A 24133-nucleotide genomic window follows, 5' to 3' on the forward strand; every position below is an offset into this window, starting at 1 on the left:
CGGGCGTTTGTTGTAATGCAGAACTTTGTCCTGTAATTTTAAACCAAGAAAAATGAAAACAATTTTTATAACAGGTGCTTCTACAGGATTAGGAAAAGCAGCTGCCCAATTATTTCAAAACAACGGATGGAAAGTAATCGCCACTATGAGAAACCCTGAAGCAGCAGCTGATCTTGCGGCTTTGGAGAATGTAACTGTACTTCCGCTGGATGTTACCAATCCGGAACAGATTAAGTCTACTGTAAAACAGGCTCTTGAACTTGGAGACATCGATGTGGTGTATAATAACGCAGGATACGGCCTTATAGGACCTTTGGAAGCGCTTTCTGATGATCAGATCGTTAAACAGCTTGACACGAATTTATTAGGGGTTATACGCGTTACACAGGCATTTATTCCTTACTTCAGAGAACAGAAAAGAGGAATGTTCATTTCTACAACGTCTATAGGAGGACTGGTAGCGTTCCCATTGGGTTCTACTTATCACGCGACCAAGTGGGCGCTTGAAGGGTGGAGTGAAAGCTTAGCTTTTGAGCTTAATACTTTGGGAATTGATATTAAAACGGTGTCTCCCGGAGGAATCAAGACGGATTTTGTAAGCCGTTCTCTGGACTCAGCATCCAGTCCTGCTTATGAAGACATGACGAATTCTCTGTTTTCTAAAATGGAAGGGATGATGGAAGCGGCTTCTACACCGGAACAGATTGCAGCAGTAGTCTATGAGGCTGCAACAGATGGTAAAAAACAACTGAGATATGTGGCCGGAGAAGATGCTAAAGCCATCTATGCACAGCGTCTTGAACTAGGTGATGAAGCATTCAGAGAGCAGTTCGGAAAACAGTTTATGTAATCAGGTTTTTGAAAGACAGTATAAGTAAATTACATTTGTACTGTCTTTTTCACCCAATAATTTATAATTTTATATCATGGAAAAGAAAGATAATATTCCACTGAAGATCTCATCCATATCAGAATTGCACAATATGCTGCAGCTGCCCAAGCCGCTTCATCCGTTGGTAAGCCTTGTGGATAATACGAAAATGAGCATCAGAAAAGATATGCTGAAGAGAAGCTTTATCCTGAATTTTTATAAGATCTCGTATAAATATTCCACGGTTGGAAAAATGGGCTATGGACAGGGATATTATGATTTCAATGAGGGAGGAATGATGTTTACTGCTCCCGGTCAGGTTCTTTCTACTGATGAGAATGCAGAATACTGCGGATATACTTTGTTGGTACATCCGGATTTCATCAGAAGTTATCCTTTGGCAAAGAATATCAAAAACTTCGGTTTCTTTTCTTATGATACAAATGAAGCACTGCACTTGTCTGATCAGGAAAAGACAACGATAACAGGCTTGTTGGATAATATTGGAAATGAACTCAATACAGCTATTGATGAAGTGAGTCAGGACGTTATTGTTTCTTATATTGATGTGCTTCTTAATTACAGCAACCGTTTTTATAAAAGACAGTTTATCACCAGAAAGGCAGTTAATAATGATGTACTGGCTAAAATGGATGTTGTGCTGGAAAAGTATTTTAACGAGCAGGAAACCTTAAATAAAGGGCTTCCTACGGTAGAATTTCTGGCCTCCACGCTCAATCTGTCACCCCATTATCTGAGTGATATGCTTCGTAACCTTACCGGATTAAATGCCCAGCAGCATATTCACGAAAAACTGATTGAAAAGGCGAAAGAATATCTTACTACCACAGGTTTTTCTGTATCTGAAGTAGCGTATGCTCTTGGATTTGAACATCCGCAGTCTTTCAATAAGCTGTTTAAAAAGAAAACCGATAAAACACCTCTGAGTTACAGACAGTCTTTCAACTAAATAAAAAACACCTGGTTCAAATATCAGGTGTTTTTTATTGTATACTTTTTAGCCAACACGTTGCTTTTCTTTGATCAGAGCTTCAATTTTGCTTTTTGAAGCTGCCCATTCATCATCCAAAATACTGTAATAAGCCGCATTTCTTGTAGTACCATCGCTGAGAACTTTGTCTTTACGTAAAATACCTTCAAATACACCACCGATTTTTTCGATCGCTTTTCGTGATCTGAAATTATCGTCTTTCGTTTTCAACTGTACCCTGTTTGTTTTGAGTACATTAAAGCAAAAGGTGAGGAGCAGTAATTTGCATTCCAGGTTGATGGCTGTTCCCCAGAACTCTTTGGTGATCCATGTCCATCCGATTTCCAGTTTTCTGTCTGCCGGATATATTTCAAAAAAGCGTGTGGAACCAATCAGTTTTCCGGTTTCTTTATGTCGTATGACAAATGGATACTGATTTCCGGTTTCTCTTTCTGATAAGGCGAATTCATACGTTTTATAAAACATCGTCTCCTCTGAGCAGTCGGTAGGAATCAGTTCCCAGAGTTCTTTATCTGAAGCAGCAGCATATAATTCTTCAAAATGCTCTTTTTCAAGGGGAATTAATTCAACAGTTTCTCCTTCCAAAATAGTTGGATAGGCGATCCATTTTTCTTTCATGGCTCATTTTTTATACAACGAAATTAATAAAAAATAAAAATCTGTATTCAAAAAACAAAGTGGTTTTCTACCATGACAAAGTTCTGTGTTGCTGTTATTGGTTAAAATGGAACATAAAAATGACAAAAATGAACTACATTTTAATAGCGCAGCGTGTCTAAATTTGCAAAAAGGATTTTTATTACCCTGTTATAATGAACGAGACCCCATCTTTTAATGCAAAAATGCCGACCGCCTGTTTTTTACTATTCTTTGCCCACGGGCTTGTTTTTTCTTCCTGGGCGAGCCGGATTCCTATCATTAAAACTGCTCTTTCCATTACTGAAGCCCAATTGGGAACACTTTTGCTTTTGATGCCGATAGGACAGCTGTCGACGATGGTTCTGGCCGGAAAACTGATCAGTATCTACGGAAGCAGCGGAATTATCAAAAGATGCTTTATGCTGTATCCTTTTTTTCTTCTCTTAATTGGTTTATCACCTTCTTACTGGACTTTAGGGGCTGTTCTGTTCTTTTTCGGTGTGTCCGGGAATATATGCAATATTGCCATCAATACACAGGCTATAGAAATAGAATCTATCACAAAGAGAACGCTTCTTTCTTCCTATCACGGTGCATGGTGTTTTGCTGGTCTTACAGGAGCAGTCATAGGTTTGCTGATGATTAATATCCATGTAGGAACTTTTTACCATTTTGCTGTTATTTTTATTCTGGTAGGAATACTTTGGTTTTACAGTACAAAAAATCTGACCAATATTATTCATAAAGCAGAACCGCAGACCCGTTCAATTTTCAAAGCAGTGAATCCTACACTGATTGGTTTGGGAATTATAGGCTTTCTGAGTATGGCGATTGAGGGCGCAATGTTCGACTGGAGCGGAGTTTATTTTCAAACTATAGTTAAAGCACCTGAAAACCTTGTCATACTGGGGTATACGAGTTTTATCTTAATGATGACTTTAGGTCGTTTTATCGGGAATAAAATCATCGAAAAGTATGGGAAAAAGATCGTTTTGCAGTGTTGTGGACTGCTGATGAGCAGCGGACTTTTTCTAAGTGTTTTCTTTCCGGAACTGTGGATCTGCATCATTGCTTTTATGATCATCGGCCTCGGAAGTTCCCTGAGTGTGCCTTCCGTTTACAGTACAGTAGGAAAAGTGAGTACAGTAGCTCCGAGTATTGCTTTATCATTTGTTTCCAGCATATCATTTTTAGGATTTCTGATGGGGCCGCCTCTTATCGGATATATTGCAGAAAGTTTTGATCTCAGGTACTCATATGGTCTTTTTGCCTGCTTTGGGATTTTACTGGCGATTATGGCGGGTCAGATGAAAGTCTTCAGGAAATCATAATCAATTTCTTTTTAAGGGGTTTTTGACATCTTTTAAGCATTTTTTGACATGTTCTGGCTCATGATCGTTACCTAATCTTGCATTGTAAAATACTTTTTATCTTTATTAAAAATTTCCTTTTATGAAGCCGGTCTCAGGAATTGTATCAGAATCTGTTATTGACCATTCTTTTTCCGTAAAACGATTGGAAGATGATCTCCTGTATTTCGTGGATTTTGTGAGGCTTAATTATCATCACATTGTAATGATTGAAAAAGGTAAAGGAGTACTGGTGATAGATGAGCGCTCTTTTGATATCACAGATCAGGAAATTTTTTTACTCTCAAAAGGCCAGATCTGCAGATTTGAAAATGATGCTGAAGTCTGTGGCTATCATATTTCCTTTGGCGATTGTTTCTGGGAAAGAGTTCCTTCCAGTGCCAGCAATTGCAAGGCTGTTCTGTTTAATAATGCTGCTGCGAATCAAAAACTGATACCGGACCAAGTTGAAACAGATGAATTTTTAAACTTATGTAAAAACTTATTGACGGAATACAAAGCAACATCTTATACCAATCAAATGGATGTACTGGCGGCCTATTTAAAAATCATGATGATCAAGCTGGCGAATGTAAAAATGGTAAAAGAGGATACTTTTGACAGCCAGGATTATATCATTTACCGCAAGTTTATGGAATTGCTGAGCAGTCAGTATCATAGCCTTCACGCCGTGAATGATTATTCGGAAAGATTGAATATTACGCCAAGAAGGTTAAGTGAATTGTGTAAACGGTGTTCTGATAAAAGTGCTAAAGAAATCATCAACGGACAGATTATAGCAGAGGCAAAAAGACTTCTTCAGTTCAGTTCCCATTCTGTAAAAGAGATTGCTTATCAGCTTCATTTCGGTACATCGGAACAGTTCAGCCACTTCTTTAAAAAAAATACGGAAATATCTCCGGCAAACTATCGCAGTAAGTTCATTCATATCGGAATATAATTTCGACGGAAATTTTGACATCTTATCGGCATTTATTGATATTCCGAAGCATTTCTAATCAGGATATCTTTGGATAAAATTATATAAAGATATGTCAGTACATCGTATGAAAGAAGTTGCGGGAATCATCATCCCGGACAGTAAAATTGCAACAGAAGCCACAGAACTTCTATTAGAACACGGAACAGAATTTATCTACAATCACTCTATGCGTGTTTTTCTATTTTCTTCCTTAAATGCAAAACGTGAAAACAAAGCGCATGACTCGGAACTATTGTATGTAGCATCCGTATTTCACGATCTGGGGCTTGTTTCTCATTACAGCAGCCCGGAACTGAGATTTGAAGTAGACGGAGCCAATGCAGCCAGAGACTTTTTGAAGGGTCATGGTATTGCTCAGGATAAACTTCAGCTCGTTTGGGACACCATTGCCCTTCACACTACCATTGGAATTGCTGAACATAAAGAAAATGAGGTTGCTTTAATGTATTCGGGAGTGGGATTGGATGTGATGGGCGAAGGCTATGAAAACCTGAGTGCGGAACATCGGGAAGAGATTATCAGAGCTTTTCCGAGAAATGATTTCAAAAAGAAGATTATTCCTACATTTTTCGGTGGTTTTGAATATAAAACCGAAACTACTTTCGGAAATATAAAAGCAGATGTATGTGCCTTCATGATCCCAAATTTTGAAAGGAAAAACTTCTGCGACTGTATTTTACATTCTCCATGGTCTGAATAGGAAAATAGCTCTTTCAAAAAATAAAACAGCCCCGGACATTCTTAGATGATCAGGGCTGTTATGGTTTATATCCAGTTTTCTATAAGATGAAGCCAGAGTGCTTTTTCTTTATCAAGCAGAAATACCGCAGATGATTTTCTCTTAGTCAGGACTTCTCCAGTGACCTGTGTTTCAATATATGCAGCAAGTCCGTGATGTGCAGAATGATTCACTTCAATATTTTCAACCTGAAGACTTCGCTCAGGAAATTTTCCAAATACAGTCGGAAGCCATTCTTCAAGCATAGATAGGGTAACAGTATCTCCGTTTCCATTAATCATTTTAAAATCTTGTGAAAATCCGGCTAATAATTCTTGATAAAGACTTTCCTGATTTTCGGCTTTCCCCTGAAACCATTTTTCGATATTCCCGTGGAATTCTTCGATTTTGCGAATGATCTTTTCTGTATGATTCATAATTAAATGTATTATATCTTTTGATTTAAACTTATCTTTTAATTAATAATTTTGCTTAATCTGTTTCGTGCCCAGAGCCCAGCCAGCTGAAAAATACCTATCATTCCTACAGTGGCTGCAAAGGCTTCTTTAAACCCCAGAATTGGGATCAGATTAAAGAACAGCGTACCAATAACAGCTCCTCCGGTGACGCTCCCAATCTGAATACCAATACTTACCAAGCCTGAAGCCTGCCCGGCTTTATCTTTTGAAACCAGGGAAATGGCCGTTCGCATCATGACCGGCATAATCGTACCATGTCCAAATCCGGCAATAAACAATGTCAGATGAGTCACAAATGAGGGTTTGTGCTGAAAATAAAAAACAGCTGCACTTATCAGAAATCCTGTCATTAACAATCCTAATCCTATATAGATCATTTTGGATACGTTTAATTGTACTCTGGAAGTAACCAAAGGTGCCAGAAAAAAAGCAAGCCCATAAGGAATGATGGCAAATCCTGTCTGCATTGAATTTTCATGAAGAAACTGCTGAAGATAATAAGGATAGCAAATAAATAAACCAGCTGTGAAATTATAAAAGAAAATAATCAGAAGACTTAATGCGAAAGGTTTCTGCTGCAATAAAGCCGGCTCTATAAGTATGGGGCGATTATCTTTGAGCTGTTTCTTCTCGTGTTTTAAAAATAAAATTATTAATATGATTCCGGTGACAAATATTCCGAAAATCCACCATGCCCATTCGAATTTCTGGCCGAAAATAAGAGGGCAGATGAGAAAAAGTAAGGCAATAACTAATAATAAAGCTCCCACAAAATCAATACCTGTTTGTTCTTTCTGGTTACTGTTGCCCATAGTAAAATGAATGCCCAGAATACAGATAATGGTAATTGGCACATTGACAAGAAACACCATTTCCCAGGAAAAATTTCCCCAATGCATGCTTAAAAGAATTCCGCCAAATAACTGTCCGATCACCGAAGCAAGACCAAATACCGAGCTGAAAATACTTACGGCCTTAGGCTGTTCCTGACTGTTGAAAAGGTCTTTTATAGAAGCCAGTACCTGTGGAGCAAGCAATGATGCACCAACACCCTGAAACAATCTGAAAATAATTAACCATGTAACATCCGGAGAAAAAGCGCAGGCAAGAGAGGAAAACAGAAAAGTATACAATCCTGCTATAAATATCTTTTTACGTCCGTAAATATCACCCAGGCGTCCGCCACACACGACAAGTGCGGCATAGGTGAGTCCATAAATGGCGATAACCATCTGAAGCTGATGATCACTGGCGTTCAGTGATTTTTTGATGGAAGGCAGAGCCATATTAACAATAAAATAATCCAGTGGTGATAGAAAAGCACCTGCAATCAGAAAGTTGAGTGCCTGCCACCGTTTCGGATGTACGTTCATATTTTTTTAAGCAAAATTACCTCCTTTGTGTTCTGTTAAAATTGTACTTTTGGAGGAAAATACAGTGTGTCATGAAAGGATTGCCTCTTGAAGAGATTGATGTGAGAAAATTAGAACTGAAAGAAGAGATTGTACTTAAAACAAACACTTTTCTCTCATTCGTTTATATTGTGAAGGGAAAAGGATCGCTTACTTATGATGGGCGAAACATTAATTTTTCGCAGGGCAAGCTCTTTATTATTCCACAGAAGGAGGTCTATCGTTTTGAAAGTGAGTCTGCCCAGCTTATTACAATTCAATGCCCGGTGGAGTTTATTGATAAAATCCGTTTGGAAGCGGACCGTATTGAAAGCTGTGAGAATTTACATAAACTACAATACATCAGCCATAATTATCATGCAAGAGCAGGCTGTGTCTTCAGAGATAAAAATGATGAGCGCTTTGCAGAAACCCTTATTCTGCAAATTGCAAATGAATTCAAAAATAAAGCTGAGGATTATTTAATTATCCGCAACTGCATGTCGATCCTTCTGAATCTGATTGCCCGAAATATCATTCAGAGTGAAACTTCAGATCTGCAGGAAAACCGGAAAGCTTTCTCCATCATGAAAATCATTGCATATATTCAGCAACATATAAAAGACCGTGAGAAAACCGGAATTCAGACTATTGCCGGTCATTTTGGGATTTCCAGGAATTATTTCGGAGAATATTTTAAACAGCAGACAGGAATTTCTTATCAGGATTATCTGCTGGACTATAGATTAAAACTGGTTGAAACCTATTTAAAATACAGCAGTGTCAGACTCAGTGAGATTGCCTACGAGCTCCAGTTCAGTGATGAAAGCCATCTTTCCAAACTGTTCAAGAAATACAGAGGAGTAACTCCCGGAGAATACAGGAAAAGTTTCAAGTAAATATCTTTTTATAAGAAGGCTTTTTTTATTAGGTTAAGATTTGATTTTAAAAAATATAAAGTCAACTATATAGTTGACTTTATATTTTTATATATTTACAGCAAATATATTTCAGATGGATTTTGACTTTATTAAAGAATTAGGGTATAAAGCGTTGGATAGCAGACTGAAGAGAATCAGTGACCGCATGTCTCATGATGTGCGGAAGTTTTATAAAGAATTCGGAATTGATGTGGAACCCAACTGGTATCTGGTTTTTATGTTGCTGCAAAAAAAAGGCGAAATTTCTATTACCGATATCGCTGAGCCTTTGGGCTATTCGCATCCATCCGTTGTGGCTATCGTCAAAAAAATGAGCGAAAGCGGTTATCTCATCATCAAAAAAGATAGTGCAGATAAGCGAAAGCAGATCATCTCATTATCTCCCAAAGCCATTGATATGCTTCCTCAGCTGAAGCAGATCTGGGACAGTTGTGAAAAAGCAATTCTGAAGGTATTATCAGAAGATCTGTCGATTTTTACGTATCTGGATCATATTGATCAGAAATTAAAAAATGAATCTTTTCATCACAGATTTAAACAGGAATATTTAAAATCAATTCAATCATGAAAGCATTACTTCTCATTACAGCATTTCTTTTTTCCACGAATTTGATTTCGGCAACAGAAACGAAAGTCATGATCAGAGCCAAAGCAAAAGATGCAAAGTTTATCGGAACTTCATTGGGTGGAGCTCATATTATCATCAGAAACAAGCTTAATCAAAGGATTCTGGCAGAAGGAAACACTACCGGAAGCACGGGAAACACAGATCTGATTATGAAAACGCCCAAAGTAAGAGGAAACTCCATTGCAGATGAACAGACAGGAGGTTTTATGGCTGCCATAGATATTGAGGAACCAACATTTGTGAATATAGAAGTAATTTCTCCTTTGAACAGCAAGCAGGCTCAGGCGGTAGTAAGTACAGAGCTATGGCTGATTCCCGGGAAACATATTCTGGGAGAGGGAATTATCCTTGAGATTCCGGGGTATATTATTGATATTCTGAAACCCAGAACCCATCAGTATATTGCACTGAAAAGTATTAAAGATAAACCTTTCCTGTTTCAGGCCAATATTGTGATGATGTGCGGATGTGTTATTGATAAAGGAGGCGTATGGAATTCTGATGAAATAGAAGTGAAAGGAATCCTGAAGAAAGACGGAAAATTTGTGAAAAATGTAGAGATGTCTTTAGTTTCAACCAATCTGTTTGAAGGAGATCATATCATCAGTTCGCCGGGAAACTATGAGCTTGTTCTGTATGCCTATCATGAAAAAACAGGAAATACAGGCGTGGATAAGGTCAATTATGTAGTTTTCGAATAAATGAAACTCAATATATGATGGGAATGAAAAGAGGCTGTCTCAAAAGGTAAATTAACGCTCTGAGAATTTCCTAAATGACAAAAGTTGTCAGACAGGAGTCCGAGAGAGGGGGTACTTTTGAGACAGCCTCTTTTTTTATGCAGAACAAATTATAAAACCTGAAGCTCTTTAAATACTTCTATAATGGCTTCAATAAGTCCTTTATCTATATTTTTTTCGGAAGCAGCATCGGGGAGAAGAGCTCTTAAGTCACCGTGATCATCACGCTCGATAACGACTTCAGTTCCATCTACGTCTACATACAGTTTATATCCGTAAGAGAATGTAGCCAGCTTTCCATTGAAAAGCAGTTCTTTGCCCTTATAAGTTACCGGTACTTCAAATTCTTCCATGCGTAAGCTTCTATTATAATTGGAGCAAATGTCGGGAAATTTTAATTCATATTATCATATAAACTGTAATGATAAAGCCAGATCATGCAAATTATTAAAAATATTAATGGAGTAAATCTGTATATTTATCCTTAGTTATGGAGTCATTCCCAAGCAGGAATGATCAATGAATTTGAATTAAGCAATTATGAAAGATACAATCACCATTTTCTGGTTCAGGCGTGACCTGAGATTGGAAGACAATATCGGACTTCACCACGCTCTGCAGTCTGATGCACCGGTACTACCCATTTTTATATTTGATACTGATATTCTCGGGAAGCTGGAAGATAAAGAAGACCGCAGGGTTGATTATATCCATCAGGCTTTGACAGATATCAATGTTTCATTGAAAAAGTATCATTCAAAAATCAATACCTATCATGGTAAACCTATAGAGATATTCAGAAAGTTGTTTGGAGAATACACTATCAAAAGTGTTTTCTGCAACAGAGATTATGAACCTCAGGCGATTGAAAGAGATAAGGAAATCTATTATTTTTTCAAAGAAAAGAATATTCCTTTTAAAGCCTGTAAAGATCAGGTGATTTTTGATAAGGATCAGATTGTTAAAAAAGACGGTTTGCCTTACACGGTTTACACTCCTTTTGCCAAAAAGTGGCGGGAAACTTTAACTCCTGAACATTATCAATCTGTTGAATTGGATTGTAAGAACCTCTTTCCACAGGAATATTCTGAGATTATGGCATTAAAGGAAATAGGTTTCAAAAAAACAGATTTTGATTTTAAAAAACCGGTTCTGGATGCGTCTATTATTGATGATTACGATAAGTACCGTGATTTTCCCGCATTACAGCATACCACACAGCTCGGAATTGCTTTACGCTTTGGAACCATCAGCATCAGAAAGTGTGTGGGTTTTGCATTAAAACATAATACGGTATGGCTGTCCGAGCTGATCTGGCGTGAATTTTTTATGCAGATTTTATATCATTTCCCACAGGTAGTTCATCAGTCTTTCAAAAAGCAGTATGATAATATCCACTGGCGGAATAATGAAAAAGAGTTTAAGCACTGGTGTGAAGGAACCACAGGGTATCCGATTGTAGATGCCGGAATGAGGGAGCTGAATGAGACAGGCTATATGCATAACCGGGTAAGAATGATTGTCGCGAGCTTTTTATGCAAACATCTGTTGATCGACTGGCGTTGGGGGGAAGCGTATTTTGCATTAAAACTGAATGATTATGATCTGTCTGCCAACAATGGAAACTGGCAGTGGGCTGCAGGCTCGGGATGTGATGCAGCACCTTATTTCAGGGTTTTTAATCCAACGGCTCAGACAGAAAAATTTGATAAAGATTTACTGTACATCAAAAAGTGGCTCCCTGAATGGAATACACCAGCATATCCATCACCCATTGTAGAACACACCTTTGCCCGCGAAAGAGCTTTGTCAGAATATAAGAAAGCATTAACATAAATAATGTGATATGAAAAATGCCCGGTAACAAAACGTCACCGGGCATCAACCAATTGATATTTAATATGAAAAGTTACTTACTAAAGTAACAGGATCATCAGATTGTTTTCAGATACAGCTCCTGTAATTCCTGCGCTGTAAATGCTTTGGAAGGTAAATTCTGGACAAGTTCTCCCTGTTTCATAATACCGATATTGGTAGCAACACTTACCGCATTGAAAATATCATGAGTTGCCATTAAAACCGTTCTGCCTTCTTTACCCAGCTGCCTTACAATTTCTGTAAATTCTGCAGTAGCAATCGGATCCAAGCCGCTGGTAGGCTCATCCAGAAGAAGCACTTTGGCATCTTTGGCCAGGGCAATGGCAATTCCAACTTTCTGGCGCATCCCCTTGGAATAACCGCCCAATGCTTTATGATGGGCGGTTTCCTGCAAACCGGTACGTTTAAGGAGCGCAGACAGTTCATCTTTCTGGTAATCAAAACCTGCGATTTTGGAGAAGAAATCAAGGTTTTCTATTCCTGTAAGATGAGGATATAAAAGAACCGTTTCAGGAATATACGCAAGATGTCTTTTAATTTTCTGAGGTTCCTCCTTTACCGAAATCTTATTAATGAAAGCATCTCCGGATGTTGCTTTAATGAGTCCAAGAAGAATATTAATTGTTGTGCTTTTACCCGCTCCGTTTTGTCCGAGCAGCGCAAAGATTTCTCCTTTTTTTACTTCCAGATTAAGAGAATGAAGTGCTGTGAAATCGTTGTATTTTTTATGCAGGTTGACTGTTTTTAACATAGTTTTCTGTATTTGTATTGTGAAAGAATGATGAATAAAGCAATGAAGATGAGGTAGGGAAGAAGTATCTGTATCCATTTGATAGAGGAAGAGAATTTGAAAACCTCTATCGTTTGTTGTGCCCAGTTGACAGATTCCGCACTCTTACCTGAGAAAATCAGAGGGTAGAAAAACAGCCTTTTTTTCTCATGGAATTTTTTGAGCGATGAAGCATACTGTAAATGATTATTCATATCAGATTTTGCTAAATGGCTTTGTGCCAGCTGAGTATGAAGATTCGGAAGGAAATAGCCTAAATAGTCTGCTGCCTGATTTCGTTTCTGCATTTTTTCCGTATACAGTTCGGATGATTTTGCAGATTCCAGGTCTCCCATATGCTGCATGGCATAATACCAGGTCCAGGTGAATGCATCATTCTCTTCCACGGTAAAATTTCTGTATTGAGGATATGCTTTGTAGAATTTTTCCATCGTAGGCTGCTTAGCTTCATCCCATTTGTTATGATAGCCTTCTCTCTGTTCCATCACAGCTTTAAGGGACTCATGAACCGGATAAAGCTTCTGTATCAGAATATTACTGCTCATCGGGATAATAAAATTGATGCCCACCCAAACAATCAGCAGAATTAATGCATTCTGGGCCGATGTTTTACGGAACGATACCATCCATCTGCACAAGGCAAACCAAAGAATAATATACAGCCAGCCACTGATGATAAAAGCAATATAATAAGAATCTAAAGGTATTTTTATCCAGACTGAAGCGATGATAATTAATGCAAAATAAACAGCTGTAACAGCCAAAAGACGAACGAACATCTTGTGATCCAGAAGTTTTTGTAAATTACCGCTCTGAACCGACAGCAGCTTCCAGGTTCCTTTTTCTTCTTCTTCAGAAATCAGATTATAGCAGAATGCGACAATCACCAGTGGAAACAGGAAAACAACAACGAAACTAAGGTCAAAATTTCCAACAGCTGCATTGGCGGGATTATAAAAATCTGCATTATAGCGCTGTTCTTCCAGATTCCGGATGGTTACTCCCTGAATAGAAGGGTTTAAATCACGCATTCCGATATTTAAAGCCGCCAATTTGGGTGTTTCATTCACCAGATTGAATTTAATATAATAAAGAACCAGTCCCAGATCATCCTTATGAAATTTTGTATTTCTTTCAATACTTTCTTTCTGAAATGCTCCGCTTCGGGAGATGATGTCTTCGTTCCTGTCCAGGAATTTTTTCCCTGTATAGATAGCCATAAGCCCTGCCATCAAAAGGAACAGAAGTGCAATGATGTACGATTTATTACGGTAAAATTGGATATATAAATAACGGTTCATTTAGATGAGTTTTAATTTTCTTCCACTTATTTCGATAGCAATGATGCAGATAACCATGCACAGAACTAGTGCAGCAGCAGGTATTGGCTGTTGCTTTAAACTTTTCAGAACAGAAGTATACTGATACTGAAAATCCGGAAACTTTTCCCAGTTGTGTTTGTCGATGACAGCAGGCGGCCCGCCGTTTTCCGGTTTGATATTACTGATCTTCTCAATTTGCAAATCATTTAAGTGCTGAGCCATTTTATAGCGATATTCTTCTGCCTGTTTTTGAAACTGATTATAAGAGAAGAAATCTGTTCCTGCGGCAATCATGGAAAAGTTTTTAATGGCAATGGCGGGATTAATGAATCCTGAAATATCAGTCAGATTTTGCTGTTTACTGTAAATGTTCTGCAGTTCTTTCTGATGTCTGATATAGATATGTGAACTTATTTTTTCCCCTTCCTTCATAACGAATCCGCCATAGTTGAAAGGAAGTTCATTGGTTGTTTTTACCTGATATTTTGCCAGTAAAGAATCCTTGATTTTTTTGAAATGTGGATCATCAGGATTATGGCTGTCTCCTGACTTTAAAATATCCTTTTCCAGGCTCGTTTCAAAAGCAATCCGGGAAGGGGCAGGATATAAATTCTGTGCTGCAAACTGAATTCCTTTAGGAAGAACGATAATAAAAAGAAGCCAGAACCCGATAAGGCTGATCAATGCTGATGAGGTACGTTTACTGTTTGCCGACACGACAACGGTTAATGTACAGATAAAAAAATAGTAAATCATGTAAGCAGGCAGCAGTAATGACAAACGTAATAGAATATCCGCAGAATCTGTTGTATCGGACATCAGTGCAGCGACGAAAACAACAGGAATTACAGGAATAAGAAAACAGAGAGAAAACAGCCAGAGTCCCAGAATTTTGCCCCAGATAATCGCTCTTCCGGAAGTTCCCTGAACACTGATGATTTTTAAAGTGGCATTCTCACGCTCCTGTACAATTAGCCCAAATCCTGAAAAGAGAATAATCAACGGGACAATGCTCTGCAGAATAAATGCACTGCTGAACGCTCCGAATCTTACCAAAGTACCCGAGCTCCCCGCTTCCGACAGATTGGCGGTATTCTGTTTATGAGCCTCCAGAAATATGACATTTCCCAGAAAGTCATCCAGTCCGTTGTCAAAAATATTCAGCGGATGTCCGATTCTGAAAACCAGATAGCCATAGTGAGCCATACGGTGCGGATGCTTATCAGGCCTGTGTTCCCAGTTTTCCCGGACTTCCTTCCGGTATTCTTTTATTTTCGAAAAAGAATCGGTGTATTTTGTATATCCTATGCCAATACTCAGCATACAGAACAGGAGTACGGCAATCGTGGTGAACAGATTTTGTTTTCCTTTAAACAAATCCTGCCAGGTTTTTCTCACCATCAGTTGTAAATTAGAAATAGCCATAGTTTAAAATTTATAAGTAGCAGTTAGCAGATAATTTCTCGGAGTTCCCGGAAACAGTCTTAAGTAGTTTTGAGCCCCGATCCAATAGACTTTGTTGGTTATATTATTCAGATTGAAAGAGAGCTGGACAGTTTTTGCCGGAGTGTAATACAATGCTGCATCCAATGTCGTATAGGCGGGAAGTTCAAAGCTTCTTGTAAACCAGGGGATTTTAGAACTCTGATAAAGCATTCCGGCACCGATTCCGAAGTCTTTCAGAAATTCAATGTTTGAAAAGTTGTAGCGTGTCCAGATATTCACCGAATTTTTAGAAGTGTTTTCCTTTCTTTTTCCCACAAGATCACGGTTGGTATCATCCAGTATTGTAGCATCAATATAGCTGTAGCCTCCGTAAATATGCCATTGAGGAAGGATATGTCCGGAAAATTCAGCTTCAAATCCACGGCTTCGGTCAGCACCACGCTGTACAAGTTCATCAGGTTCTGAAGGATTATTGGCATTGATGATTATATTTCTTTGTTTGATTTCATACACTGCAAGATTCAGTGAAATCCTGCCAAAAAGCTGCGCTTTGATTCCCAGTTCTTTAAGATCAGAAGTTAAAGGCTTAAATCGGGCTGCAGATCCGGTGAGGGCTGAGGTATTGGGCATCAGCGTTACGGTATTGGACTGGGGTTGATAGCCGGTTAAATAAGTTCCATATACATTGATATGATCCGTTACACTGTAGGTAATCCCGAATCTGTACAGAAGTTTATTATTTTTGAACGATGACTCATTGGCTTCTTTGAAATTGGTGATATCCTGAAACCATTCCTGACGTATTCCCGATAGTATTGTCAACTTTTTCCATGTAAGAAGATGCTGAATATAAGCCGCATGCGTTGTGGTAAGAGCAGAAGGCAGGGGTGTGATCACATTAAGCGTATTAAAATCAGTACCCTGATAATTGGCTGCTCCCGGATTCAGGTCAAATGGTGTTACATTAGGTCTGGGAATGATTGTTCCATTATAATTGATGGTCTGATAATCTGACGCTTTTGCAGGGTTGTAAGCGGAAACTACAGAGCCATTCTTTAAAAGAAAACCTCTTGCTGCATTCTGCTGTCCGCCTTTGCGTTTTTCCCATATCTGGCTGTCGTAACCTATCAGTGCCTGATGCTGAACAGAACCTGTTTTAAATTTAAAATTGAAATAGGCATTGATGTTATCTGTTGCCCAGTTTTGTTTTCTTTGAACAAACTGCATCATGGCAAGGCTGGAAACCGGGATATTGTTCATATCAGGAACAAATGAATTGGTAGTTCTGTGCTCCTGAAGATTTTCTCTCCAGTATTGCTTCATATAAGATGCATTAAAGCTGATATATTGGTTAAAATGATGGGCAACGGTTCCCATCAGGATCAGCTCTCTTGTTTTAAAAAAGTCATCAGGAGCTCCAAGATTCAAAGATCGTGGAGTGCTGTATAAATCTGTTTTTCCAGCCACTGCCCCGAAAATAGGCTGTCCACGATCCAGATTTCCATAGAGATCATTGAAAATCATTTCTACATTCACGGATGTTTTTTCATTCGGAACAAAAGTGATAGAAGGGGAGATCAGGATACCGCTGTTTTTAATATGATCCCTGAATGAACGGGCATTCTGATACGCTCCGTTAAAACGGTATAATAAAGTTTTGCTCTTATTTAAAGGACCTGTAAGATCTGTAGTGACACGATAAGTTTCAAAGCTTCCACCGGATAAACTGATTTCATGACGAGGATTGGATAATGGTTTTTTAGTAACCATATTGATGGTTCCTCCGGGATCTACACTGGACATCGTAATACTTGCCGGACCTTTGAAGACCTCCACACGCTCTATATTGGAAGTCATGGGCTGCAAAAAATAATATTGCCTTGTCCGCATTCCATTGATGATCTGGCCTTCTTCATTCTGGCTGATCCCGCGGATGTTGTATTGATTATAATAGCTTGAAGGAGAAACACCGTTCACATTTTTCATGACATCTCCAAGCTGAAAAGCCTGGCGGTCGGTGATCAGTTCTTTGGTAACGGTATTGAGTGTTAAAGGCAGATCTTTGTTTTTCATCGCAATCTTGGTGGCGGCAAAAGAATATTCGGAAGTATAATCTTTAGACTTTCTTCCGATAACTTCAACAGTTTGTACCACCGTAGATAACGAATCTTCCGGACGGGATTGAGCACAAAGAAGTGATGAGACAGTGATGAAACCTGTACTGAAAAGCTTCACCGGATTTGGGGAAATACAATAAATTATTCCCGAATAATTAAAATTACTGGTAGTCATGAATAAGCATGTACGGGCAGTGAATGGCCCATTAATAAAAGGATATCCTTAATTGTGTAAAGACACAGGTATCCACGGAATTACAGTACAGACCAAAAAATCTGTAAACGAAATATTAAGGCAGCATCGATTAAGCTACCGCGGAAAATAAGGCTGGGGGAGCTCTGGAGCTGAAAAAGTCAAGAAGACAACGATATGAAATGGCTTTTGGCTGCGGCATTTCATTATCACTGGTTGTGTCAATGGCAAAATCCATGTTCAAAGAGTCAGGAAGAAGAATTTGTGTCATATGCATATGAAGGGCACACTGACATTCGTCGTCCTGAGAAATGGAAAGAATTTTCTCTTCTTTTGACCCTTTTTTATAGATCACTTTACTTTTGGCGTGTCTGGCATGATCAAGACACGTGGTTACCCCGCTGACATTTGAAACAAATATCAGAAGTAAAGAAAAAACAAAAAAGACCCTGAGAAATTTTTGCATAATAGAAAACAAATGTACAATTTAATTTGATAAAAATTGAATGATGAAGAAAAAGTAGGTGATGTTTTCTTTAAAAATTAAAATAATTCAGTTCCAACTATCATTTACCGGATCGAAATGATTGTCTATTTGGGTTTGCAGCAATATTGATAAGCACTGATATGAAATAAAGCACTTATAAAACTACGGTATTTCGTATAGTATTTTTTGGTGACTCCATTTAAATAAGTTTATAATCAATGTATTATGATTTTGTGCCTGTTTATTGATTATAGATTATTGTAAAAATAAATACATTATGAATACTAAAGAATTCAGAACTTTTGATATGCCCTGGGAAAAGGCATATGGCTATGTGCAATCTGTAAAAAGCGGTGACACAGTGTGGATTTCCGGACAATTGGGCCACGATATGCAGGGAAATCTTGCAGAAGGAATGGAGAACCAGTTCAGACAGACCTATCAGAATATAGGCAAGTTGCTGAGTGAATTTGGATTAAATGCCGGCCATATTACAGAAGAAGTCATCTATGTTACCGATATGCAGGAAGGCTTTGAAAGCAGAAAGGTTTTAGGAAAAGAATTTTATGGTGAGTTCTGTATGGTTGCCAGTACCATTGTCGGAGTGACTGAGCTGGCACTTCCCGGACAGAAAGTGGAAATTAAAGTTACAGCTAAAGTTTAAAGGATTATCAGAATTCTTTGTACTGTTTTATCCGGTATATGATTGAGATCATATTCGACGGTATTGGCACTTTATTATATTTGGCCATTGAAAATTTCATATTTCTGACAAATTACAGTATAACCTCTCAGTGATTCGGGAGGTTTTTTGTTGAAAAAATTTAAGTATAACAATGTACAATTTGTTTCATGATTATTATTTATTTTCCTAAAATACAAATAATTAAACGCTAACATTACGGTTTCCCGTAGAGAATGATTACAGCTTATCCGTATATTTACAAAGTTTTAAATAACAATAAGTACAGAAAGTTTTTTTAGCCTCCTCAGGGAGGTTTTTTTATGACCATAATCATAACTCAATTTATGGAGATTTATTAATTTTGAAATGTTAATCAAATTTTTTTTATAAGTTTTATCCCCGGAGAGATCCGGGGATTTTTCATTGTATAATTTGGTATATCAGATTCAACCAGGGAAGCAGGCTTTGGAAGACTGTTTTATGATATTATGGATTGACAGGAAGATTGCAATCTGAAAATAAGATCAATCATACTTCCGGCTCAGACAGATGAGGCTATTTAATCTCATCTTTCAATTGAATCACAACTATTTCAAGGGTCTTTTTTATTTTTTCAAATAAGGAATACAGTTCAGGAAATTCCTTATTTTGTTCCTTTGCAAGTAATTCAAGCTGTTTTACAACATCCTCAATAGAAACTATTCCAATAGACTGTATGCCCGGTCTGATTTTATCCATCAGTGTTGCAATTTCGGTGTAGTTTTTCTCTTCAAACGCTTTTTCCACCAATGGAATTATTGTCTCGGTCTGCACAATAAATAATGAGATCATTTTCTGTATAAATTCTTTATCACCCCTGCTGAGTGCTTGTATCTTTTTCAGGTTGTAGAGGCTTTTTTCATCTGTATCAGATACTGTCTCTGCAGTTTTTTCATGAATTTTGACATACTTATAAATGATATTCAGTAAATTTTCTTCATTAAAAGGCTTAGTGATATAATCATTCATTCCCGCGTTAATGCAATGATCTATTTCTGTTTTAAAAGCATTGGCCGTAAGTGCTATTACGGGAGTCTTAATTCCAAGTTCCTTTCTTACTATTTTAGTTGCTTCGATACCATCCATTTCCGGCATTTGCAGGTCCATCAAAATAATGTCAAATTCTTCTCTTTTTAAAATTTCTATGGCTATTTTACCATTTTCGGCTTTGGCGACGCTGCATTTAAAATGATGTAGTGATTTTTCGGCAACCAGCTGATTAAGGGCATTATCTTCCACCAAAAGAACTCTTGTGCCGGCGATGGAAATATGTTGATTTTTCCAGTCATTTTTTTTCAGATCCTCTTCACTGCCTCTGTCCAGAAGTAAAGTTATTGTAATAGATGTACCCGTATTTTTTTCACTTTCTACATTAATTTCACCCTTCATAAGGTAAATAAGTTCCCGTGTAATAGACATTCCAAGACCAGTACCTCCATATTTTCTCGAAATTGAACTGTCTTCCTGATTGAATTTTTTGAATATATCACGTACATATTCTTCGCTCATTCCAATTCCTGTGTCCGTAATGCTGATTGAAATGGTCTGTTGGTCGGGGAAACTTTTCAGGACCTTGGATTCAACTCTGATCTGGCCCTCATTGGTGAATTTTAGGGAATTCCCAATAATATTATACAGAACCTGTTCAAGCCTTAACGAATCACCTTTTAAAACAGAAAAAATATCAGGTGAAAAATAGGTAATCAGTTTGAGTTTTTTCTCATCCGCTTTTGGTTTAAGAACAGAAATCACCTTTTGAATGCTGTCTTTTAAAGAAAAACTTTTGTTTTCCAGAGACATTTCTCCCGATTCAATTTTAGAGATATCCAGTATGTTATTGATAATTGATAATAAATGTTGTGAAGCATTATAGCTGTTTTCTACAAATTCTTGCTGATCTGAAGACAGGTGGCTTCTTTTAAGTTCACGCAAAAAACCAATGATGCCATTAAGAGGAGTTCGGATTTCGTGGCTCATATTGGCCAGAAAAACCTCTTTTGCTTTTGAGGCCTCCAGGGCTTTTGCTTTTTCAAGTTTTAATTCGTCTTCCAGTTTTTTTTGGTCGGTTATGTCAAGATGAATTCCTATGGACCCTAATAAATTTCCCTGATCATCATAACTGGGAGCTCCACTTATGGCCCACCATCTTGTTTCCCCCTTCTTATTCCTGACAGGAAGCTGATACACACTAGAAACTCCTTTTTTTCTTAATTCTATCTGATCTTGTATGAAACGGATATTATTTTCTCCATACAGGAAAAGTTCACTGGGATTTTTGCCAATGACTTCATCCAGTGAAAACCCTGAAACATCACAAAAACTCTGATTAGCGTAGCGGATAATTTCATGATTATCTACTTCAATGAGCCCTAAATTCATATTAGCAATAATATTACGGTATTTTTCTTCCTGTTGCTTTATGTAATCTTCGGCCCTTTTTCTTTTTCTCAGCTGTTCAGAAAGATACAGGGATAATTCTTTAAGGTCTTCTGATTTTTTTATTTCAATATCGGAGTCAATAATCTTTAATGACTCGTATAAATTGCTGATAGATTCCTGTTTAAGGGTATTTTCATCTTTAAGATTTTGATAAAGCTCCTGATATTCTTCTTCACTTTGTTTGAAAGCGTAGTCCATGAGTTCCTTATCCCTGTCAAATGATTTGTAGGATTCATTAACTGCATTGATGAAATTAGTAAACTGCGAATGATTTTTACAGTCGTCCGTAAGGTATTTATTAATCTGCCTTTCAAGCAAATTGTGTAATTTGATTTCCATAGCTATTCAATTTCATTCACTGTGGTAATGGTAATCGTTTGATTGTGCAGAGCACAGTTGCCAAACGGGCTTAAAGGAGATAATTCTCCATATGAATAAAATCCGGTCAGTACCGTATCTGATTTGAAAACATCCCGAACAATATCTGCTTCTTCATACACTCTGTCACCCAGTACGATCTTTCTTCCCACGCAGCTGATAATGATTCCCAGTTTAATGTTATGTTGGGTCATCCGGAGGCATTCATTGGCTGCGTCATTTGCTGCATCAATAAGCCTGTCCATATTGGCTTTCATAAACCTTACTTTGCTTCCTTCCGGTAAATCTCCCGCAAAAATCATTGTGTCATCTTTAATGGACAGAATCGTTCTTACTACTGATGACGGATCTTTGGATAGCTTAAGCGATAATGGAAAAAGCAGGGCAGAGCCGGGAAGCTCTTCAGCATATTTTCCTAGATATTTTTTATAGAGATCCAGTGCGTTTTTATTATCAATCTCGTAAAGAAGATTATTTTGTGATTTTGTAACTATCCTTTCAAGTCCAAAGCTTTCCCAGCCTCCGATTGAAGAATGTGATAATTCAAGATGTTCTCCATAAAATCCAACAGCAAGAATTTTATTGGGCTGGGGAACCTGATTGAGCCCAACCACTGTTTTTTCAAATTTATCCCCATCTCCGGCAAGTCCCCCTGAGATCAAAACTTTTTCCGGACGGCTGGCGTTAAGTCCATGTACCAGCTGGCTGCCATTTACCTTGTTGCCATCTGAAAGGATGAATACCCATCTAAGCCCTTCTGAAGGCAGATTTTCAATTAATTTTTTTCCTGCGTCATAGCTGTCTGAAAAATTTTCAATATCAATTTGTGACGTTTTTATGAAAGATGTTGAAAAACTGATTGCGGTTAAAACAACTGTTCCATCATACACTTCATTACAAAAAATTTCTCCTGAGGAAGAGGAGAGGGCGATCTCTGCATTCGGAAACTTTTTCTTTAAAAGAATAAAAAAGTCCTCTTTTTCTATAATATTTCTGGTTCCAAATCCTATGACGAGCTGCACTTCGTGATAGTCAAGCTTTTCTTCATTTCTTTCTGATTTGAAATCTCCGTTTATAAAAAGTAATTTGGCAACTTTCATGTAATTATTGCTGTTTCAAGGTTATTAATCGCTTATAAATAATTGATTTTCCTATTTTTTTTAGATGGCTTTAATCTGTTTAAAGAGTTCACCATCTTGAATGTCAGGTAATCGAAAGTCAGTACAAATTATACCAGGATATTTGTATGGGGTTGAAATGCAGTTTTTTGTATTGCTGAATAGCAGGACTTCGTAATCGGGATTTAGCGGGAGATGATATTTTAACATTTCTCCAAAGAAATTATTATCGTCGGCTATAAATATTTTACACATTTGCGTTGGTTTTAGTTTTAAGTTTACTACTAAAATAAGTAATTTTCATCAACTAATGAATTATTTTATCATAAAGATTGATAAATTTAAATTATAATCGATTATTATTGAATATAGTGTGTGAAAGTAGTAGGTGAGTATTTGAATCTATTAAAACAGGCTCTCACTTATTCCTAGTCTTTTTTTTGAAATATCCTCTCAATAAAAAGTTGTTTCGGGCCGCAGCCTCTAATTCCCTGAGTTCATCAACCCCTTTACCGATATTATTGATGGTAGAATCTACAGACCTTCCCAATCTTGGATTATCAACCAATTTGGAAACTACATTTTCGTCATTGTTGATCTTTGTAGTGAATTTTTTCAGATCCTCAGAAGATTTCTCCAGATTGGTCAATGTTTTTTCCAGTGAGGCCGCTAAAGTATCATTTGTCGTTATTTGAGAAAGTATATTGTTCTTATCATTGAGTTTCGCAGCGAAAAGGCTGATCTGCCCTGCACTGTTTTTTAAATCAAGAATACTGCTTTCCATATTATCGCTCAGACTTTTATCAGCAAATACCCTGTAGATAATTCCATCCTTATTGTGGAGAACAGGAGTGAATGAAGCGAAATCATTCATGCTTGTCTGAAGATTCTGTACCGTTTTGTCTATACGGTTCGCAAAATCCTTACTGGTCATTATTTTTACCAGTAAACCGTCCTTATTGTTCATCTTGGCTGTGAAATCAACCAGTCCGGTGGTAACGGTCCGGATATTGTCTGCGCTTTTCTTAATGCTGAAAAGGACATCTTCAATTTCCGTGCTTTTGTATGAAGCAATTACAGTATTATTACCAACTACATTGGCAGAACCTGTTCCCGGAGAAATAACAAGTACTTTATCACCAACCAATCCGTCTGAAGCGATGCTTGCAACCGCATCTGTCTTAATATACTGCTGAACATCTTTTTTGATGCTCATTTTTACCATAACCAGTGAATCAGAAATAAAATCTATTTTACTGACAGTTCCGATATTGATCCCGGAAAGGCGTACATTGCTGCCTTGTTTTAATCCGCTTACATTTTCGAATTCTGAACGCAGAATAAAGTTAGAACCAAATATATTTCTTTTAAGGCCAATAAAATAGATGGTCAATATAAAGAGGATGATCCCTGCGATAACAAAGATTCCTAATTTCAGATTATTTGATGATTCGTTTTTCATGACTTCCT

General features: G+C 37.6%; 22 protein-coding genes. 10 read left to right on the top strand and 12 right to left on the bottom strand.

Annotated features, from left to right (window positions below):
* Positions 1 to 52 precede the first annotated feature (52 nt).
* Positions 53 to 850, top strand: a complete 798-nt coding sequence (locus tag AC59HC_RS14540; RefSeq protein ID WP_311229339.1) for an SDR family oxidoreductase — start codon at positions 53 to 55, stop codon at positions 848 to 850.
* A 76-nt stretch (positions 851 to 926) separates the two neighbouring features.
* Positions 927 to 1841 carry a helix-turn-helix domain-containing protein gene (locus tag AC59HC_RS14545; protein ID WP_280211672.1) on the top strand — a complete coding sequence of 305 codons (915 nt, stop codon included), beginning with the start codon at positions 927 to 929 and terminating at the stop codon, positions 1839 to 1841.
* 48 nt (positions 1842 to 1889) lie between these two features.
* On the opposite strand, the gene AC59HC_RS14550 is transcribed toward AC59HC_RS14545, so the two are convergent.
* Complete coding sequence (locus AC59HC_RS14550; protein WP_496558874.1) at positions 1890 to 2501, bottom strand: GNAT family N-acetyltransferase; 612 nt, start codon at positions 2499 to 2501, stop codon at positions 1890 to 1892.
* A gap of 194 nt (positions 2502 to 2695) precedes the next feature.
* Between AC59HC_RS14550 and AC59HC_RS14555 the strand changes: the two genes are divergently transcribed.
* The 3 genes from AC59HC_RS14555 to AC59HC_RS14565 all read left to right on the top strand — a co-directional run bounded on the left by AC59HC_RS14555 (position 2696) and on the right by AC59HC_RS14565 (position 5574).
* A complete protein-coding gene (locus tag AC59HC_RS14555) occupies positions 2696 to 3853 on the top strand; it encodes an MFS transporter (RefSeq protein ID WP_496558875.1) in 1158 nt (385 codons plus the stop codon).
* Positions 3854 to 3974: 121 nt separating this feature from the next.
* Positions 3975 to 4832, top strand: a complete 858-nt coding sequence (locus AC59HC_RS14560) for an AraC family transcriptional regulator (protein ID WP_496558876.1) — start codon at positions 3975 to 3977, stop codon at positions 4830 to 4832.
* A gap of 91 nt (positions 4833 to 4923) precedes the next feature.
* Positions 4924 to 5574: an HD domain-containing protein gene (locus tag AC59HC_RS14565; protein ID WP_496558877.1), complete on the top strand. Its 651-nt coding sequence runs from the start codon at positions 4924 to 4926 to the stop codon at positions 5572 to 5574.
* Positions 5575 to 5639: 65 nt separating this feature from the next.
* Here the strand turns inward: AC59HC_RS14565 and AC59HC_RS14570 are convergent, their stop codons facing one another.
* Together AC59HC_RS14570 and AC59HC_RS14575 are read right to left on the bottom strand one after the other, a co-directional pair.
* Entirely contained in the window at positions 5640 to 6029 is a 390-nt protein-coding gene (locus tag AC59HC_RS14570) for a hypothetical protein (protein WP_496558878.1), read from the bottom strand.
* A gap of 38 nt (positions 6030 to 6067) precedes the next feature.
* Complete coding sequence (locus AC59HC_RS14575; RefSeq protein ID WP_496558879.1) at positions 6068 to 7444, bottom strand: MFS transporter; 1377 nt, start codon at positions 7442 to 7444, stop codon at positions 6068 to 6070.
* Positions 7445 to 7515: 71 nt separating this feature from the next.
* Here AC59HC_RS14575 and AC59HC_RS14580 point away from each other — a divergent pair, with 71 nt between their 5' ends.
* From AC59HC_RS14580 to AC59HC_RS14590, 3 genes are all read left to right on the top strand, one after another.
* Positions 7516 to 8361: an AraC family transcriptional regulator gene (locus AC59HC_RS14580; RefSeq protein WP_496558880.1), complete on the top strand. Its 846-nt coding sequence runs from the start codon at positions 7516 to 7518 to the stop codon at positions 8359 to 8361.
* Between the two features lie 115 nt (positions 8362 to 8476).
* Positions 8477 to 8971, top strand: a complete 495-nt coding sequence (locus AC59HC_RS14585) for a MarR family winged helix-turn-helix transcriptional regulator (protein ID WP_496558881.1) — start codon at positions 8477 to 8479, stop codon at positions 8969 to 8971.
* Positions 8968 to 9732 (top strand): hypothetical protein, encoded by a 765-nt coding sequence (locus tag AC59HC_RS14590; RefSeq protein ID WP_496558882.1) that lies wholly within the window; start codon positions 8968 to 8970, stop codon positions 9730 to 9732. The genes AC59HC_RS14585 and AC59HC_RS14590 overlap by 4 nt, the downstream gene beginning before the upstream one ends.
* Positions 9733 to 9881: 149 nt before the next feature.
* Here the strand turns inward: AC59HC_RS14590 and AC59HC_RS14595 are convergent, their stop codons facing one another.
* Positions 9882 to 10124, bottom strand: coding sequence for a hypothetical protein (locus AC59HC_RS14595; protein WP_047431165.1), 243 nt, complete (start codon positions 10122 to 10124; stop codon positions 9882 to 9884).
* Between the two features lie 187 nt (positions 10125 to 10311).
* Between AC59HC_RS14595 and AC59HC_RS14600 the strand changes: the two genes are divergently transcribed.
* Positions 10312 to 11607: a cryptochrome/photolyase family protein gene (locus AC59HC_RS14600; RefSeq protein ID WP_496558883.1), complete on the top strand. Its 1296-nt coding sequence runs from the start codon at positions 10312 to 10314 to the stop codon at positions 11605 to 11607.
* Positions 11608 to 11704: 97 nt separating this feature from the next.
* Here the strand turns inward: AC59HC_RS14600 and AC59HC_RS14605 are convergent, their stop codons facing one another.
* The 5 genes from AC59HC_RS14605 to AC59HC_RS14625 all read right to left on the bottom strand — a co-directional run bounded on the left by AC59HC_RS14605 (position 11705) and on the right by AC59HC_RS14625 (position 17983).
* Entirely contained in the window at positions 11705 to 12400 is a 696-nt protein-coding gene (locus AC59HC_RS14605; RefSeq protein ID WP_496558884.1) for an ABC transporter ATP-binding protein, read from the bottom strand.
* Positions 12394 to 13740, bottom strand: coding sequence for a DUF3526 domain-containing protein (locus AC59HC_RS14610; protein ID WP_496558885.1), 1347 nt, complete (start codon positions 13738 to 13740; stop codon positions 12394 to 12396). The genes AC59HC_RS14605 and AC59HC_RS14610 overlap by 7 nt, the downstream gene beginning before the upstream one ends.
* Complete coding sequence (locus tag AC59HC_RS14615) at positions 13741 to 15186, bottom strand: ABC transporter permease (RefSeq protein WP_496558886.1); 1446 nt, start codon at positions 15184 to 15186, stop codon at positions 13741 to 13743.
* A 3-nt stretch (positions 15187 to 15189) separates the two neighbouring features.
* Positions 15190 to 17499: a TonB-dependent siderophore receptor gene (locus tag AC59HC_RS14620; protein ID WP_496558887.1), complete on the bottom strand. Its 2310-nt coding sequence runs from the start codon at positions 17497 to 17499 to the stop codon at positions 15190 to 15192.
* A gap of 130 nt (positions 17500 to 17629) precedes the next feature.
* Complete coding sequence (locus AC59HC_RS14625; protein WP_411413269.1) at positions 17630 to 17983, bottom strand: hypothetical protein; 354 nt, start codon at positions 17981 to 17983, stop codon at positions 17630 to 17632.
* Positions 17984 to 18281: 298 nt separating this feature from the next.
* On the opposite strand from AC59HC_RS14625, the gene AC59HC_RS14630 reads away from it, so the two are divergent.
* A complete protein-coding gene (locus AC59HC_RS14630) occupies positions 18282 to 18668 on the top strand; it encodes a Rid family hydrolase (RefSeq protein ID WP_202842553.1) in 387 nt (128 codons plus the stop codon).
* A 576-nt stretch (positions 18669 to 19244) separates the two neighbouring features.
* On the opposite strand, the gene AC59HC_RS14635 is transcribed toward AC59HC_RS14630, so the two are convergent.
* From AC59HC_RS14635 to AC59HC_RS14645, 3 genes are all read right to left on the bottom strand, one after another.
* On the bottom strand, positions 19245 to 21506 hold the full coding sequence (locus AC59HC_RS14635; protein ID WP_202842551.1) for a PAS domain-containing hybrid sensor histidine kinase/response regulator: 2262 nt from the start codon (positions 21504 to 21506) through the stop codon (positions 19245 to 19247).
* Between the two features lie 2 nt (positions 21507 to 21508).
* Positions 21509 to 22645, bottom strand: coding sequence for an FIST signal transduction protein (locus AC59HC_RS14640; RefSeq protein WP_110008718.1), 1137 nt, complete (start codon positions 22643 to 22645; stop codon positions 21509 to 21511).
* 436 nt (positions 22646 to 23081) lie between these two features.
* Positions 23082 to 24125 (bottom strand): MlaD family protein, encoded by a 1044-nt coding sequence (locus AC59HC_RS14645; protein WP_110008720.1) that lies wholly within the window; start codon positions 24123 to 24125, stop codon positions 23082 to 23084.
* Positions 24126 to 24133: the final 8 nt, after the last annotated feature.

This window comes from Chryseobacterium sp. DZ-32 (genome assembly GCF_059587025.1).

What these genes read in the sequence shown, in the direction of transcription:
- AC59HC_RS14545 (WP_280211672.1), top strand. Translation starts at nt 927, where the DNA reads ATGGAAAAGAAAGATAATATTCCACTGAAGATCTCATCCATATCAGAA.
- AC59HC_RS14560 (WP_496558876.1), top strand. Translation starts at nt 3,975, where the DNA reads ATGAAGCCGGTCTCAGGAATTGTATCAGAATCTGTTATTGACCATTCT.
- AC59HC_RS14620 (WP_496558887.1), bottom strand. Translation starts at nt 17,499, where the DNA reads ATGACTACCAGTAATTTTAATTATTCGGGAATAATTTATTGTATTTCC.
- AC59HC_RS14625 (WP_411413269.1), bottom strand. Translation starts at nt 17,983, where the DNA reads ATGCAAAAATTTCTCAGGGTCTTTTTTGTTTTTTCTTTACTTCTGATA.
- AC59HC_RS14610 (WP_496558885.1), bottom strand. Translation starts at nt 13,740, where the DNA reads ATGAACCGTTATTTATATATCCAATTTTACCGTAATAAATCGTACATC.
- AC59HC_RS14580 (WP_496558880.1), top strand. Translation starts at nt 7,516, where the DNA reads ATGAAAGGATTGCCTCTTGAAGAGATTGATGTGAGAAAATTAGAACTG.
- AC59HC_RS14635 (WP_202842551.1), bottom strand. Translation starts at nt 21,506, where the DNA reads ATGGAAATCAAATTACACAATTTGCTTGAAAGGCAGATTAATAAATAC.
- AC59HC_RS14540 (WP_311229339.1), top strand. Translation starts at nt 53, where the DNA reads ATGAAAACAATTTTTATAACAGGTGCTTCTACAGGATTAGGAAAAGCA.
- AC59HC_RS14640 (WP_110008718.1), bottom strand. Translation starts at nt 22,645, where the DNA reads ATGAAAGTTGCCAAATTACTTTTTATAAACGGAGATTTCAAATCAGAA.
- AC59HC_RS14570 (WP_496558878.1), bottom strand. Translation starts at nt 6,029, where the DNA reads ATGAATCATACAGAAAAGATCATTCGCAAAATCGAAGAATTCCACGGG.
- AC59HC_RS14645 (WP_110008720.1), bottom strand. Translation starts at nt 24,125, where the DNA reads ATGAAAAACGAATCATCAAATAATCTGAAATTAGGAATCTTTGTTATC.
- AC59HC_RS14605 (WP_496558884.1), bottom strand. Translation starts at nt 12,400, where the DNA reads ATGTTAAAAACAGTCAACCTGCATAAAAAATACAACGATTTCACAGCA.
- AC59HC_RS14550 (WP_496558874.1), bottom strand. Translation starts at nt 2,501, where the DNA reads ATGAAAGAAAAATGGATCGCCTATCCAACTATTTTGGAAGGAGAAACT.
- AC59HC_RS14590 (WP_496558882.1), top strand. Translation starts at nt 8,968, where the DNA reads ATGAAAGCATTACTTCTCATTACAGCATTTCTTTTTTCCACGAATTTG.
- AC59HC_RS14600 (WP_496558883.1), top strand. Translation starts at nt 10,312, where the DNA reads ATGAAAGATACAATCACCATTTTCTGGTTCAGGCGTGACCTGAGATTG.
- AC59HC_RS14555 (WP_496558875.1), top strand. Translation starts at nt 2,696, where the DNA reads ATGAACGAGACCCCATCTTTTAATGCAAAAATGCCGACCGCCTGTTTT.
- AC59HC_RS14585 (WP_496558881.1), top strand. Translation starts at nt 8,477, where the DNA reads ATGGATTTTGACTTTATTAAAGAATTAGGGTATAAAGCGTTGGATAGC.
- AC59HC_RS14615 (WP_496558886.1), bottom strand. Translation starts at nt 15,186, where the DNA reads ATGGCTATTTCTAATTTACAACTGATGGTGAGAAAAACCTGGCAGGAT.
- AC59HC_RS14595 (WP_047431165.1), bottom strand. Translation starts at nt 10,124, where the DNA reads ATGGAAGAATTTGAAGTACCGGTAACTTATAAGGGCAAAGAACTGCTT.
- AC59HC_RS14575 (WP_496558879.1), bottom strand. Translation starts at nt 7,444, where the DNA reads ATGAACGTACATCCGAAACGGTGGCAGGCACTCAACTTTCTGATTGCA.
- AC59HC_RS14630 (WP_202842553.1), top strand. Translation starts at nt 18,282, where the DNA reads ATGAATACTAAAGAATTCAGAACTTTTGATATGCCCTGGGAAAAGGCA.
- AC59HC_RS14565 (WP_496558877.1), top strand. Translation starts at nt 4,924, where the DNA reads ATGTCAGTACATCGTATGAAAGAAGTTGCGGGAATCATCATCCCGGAC.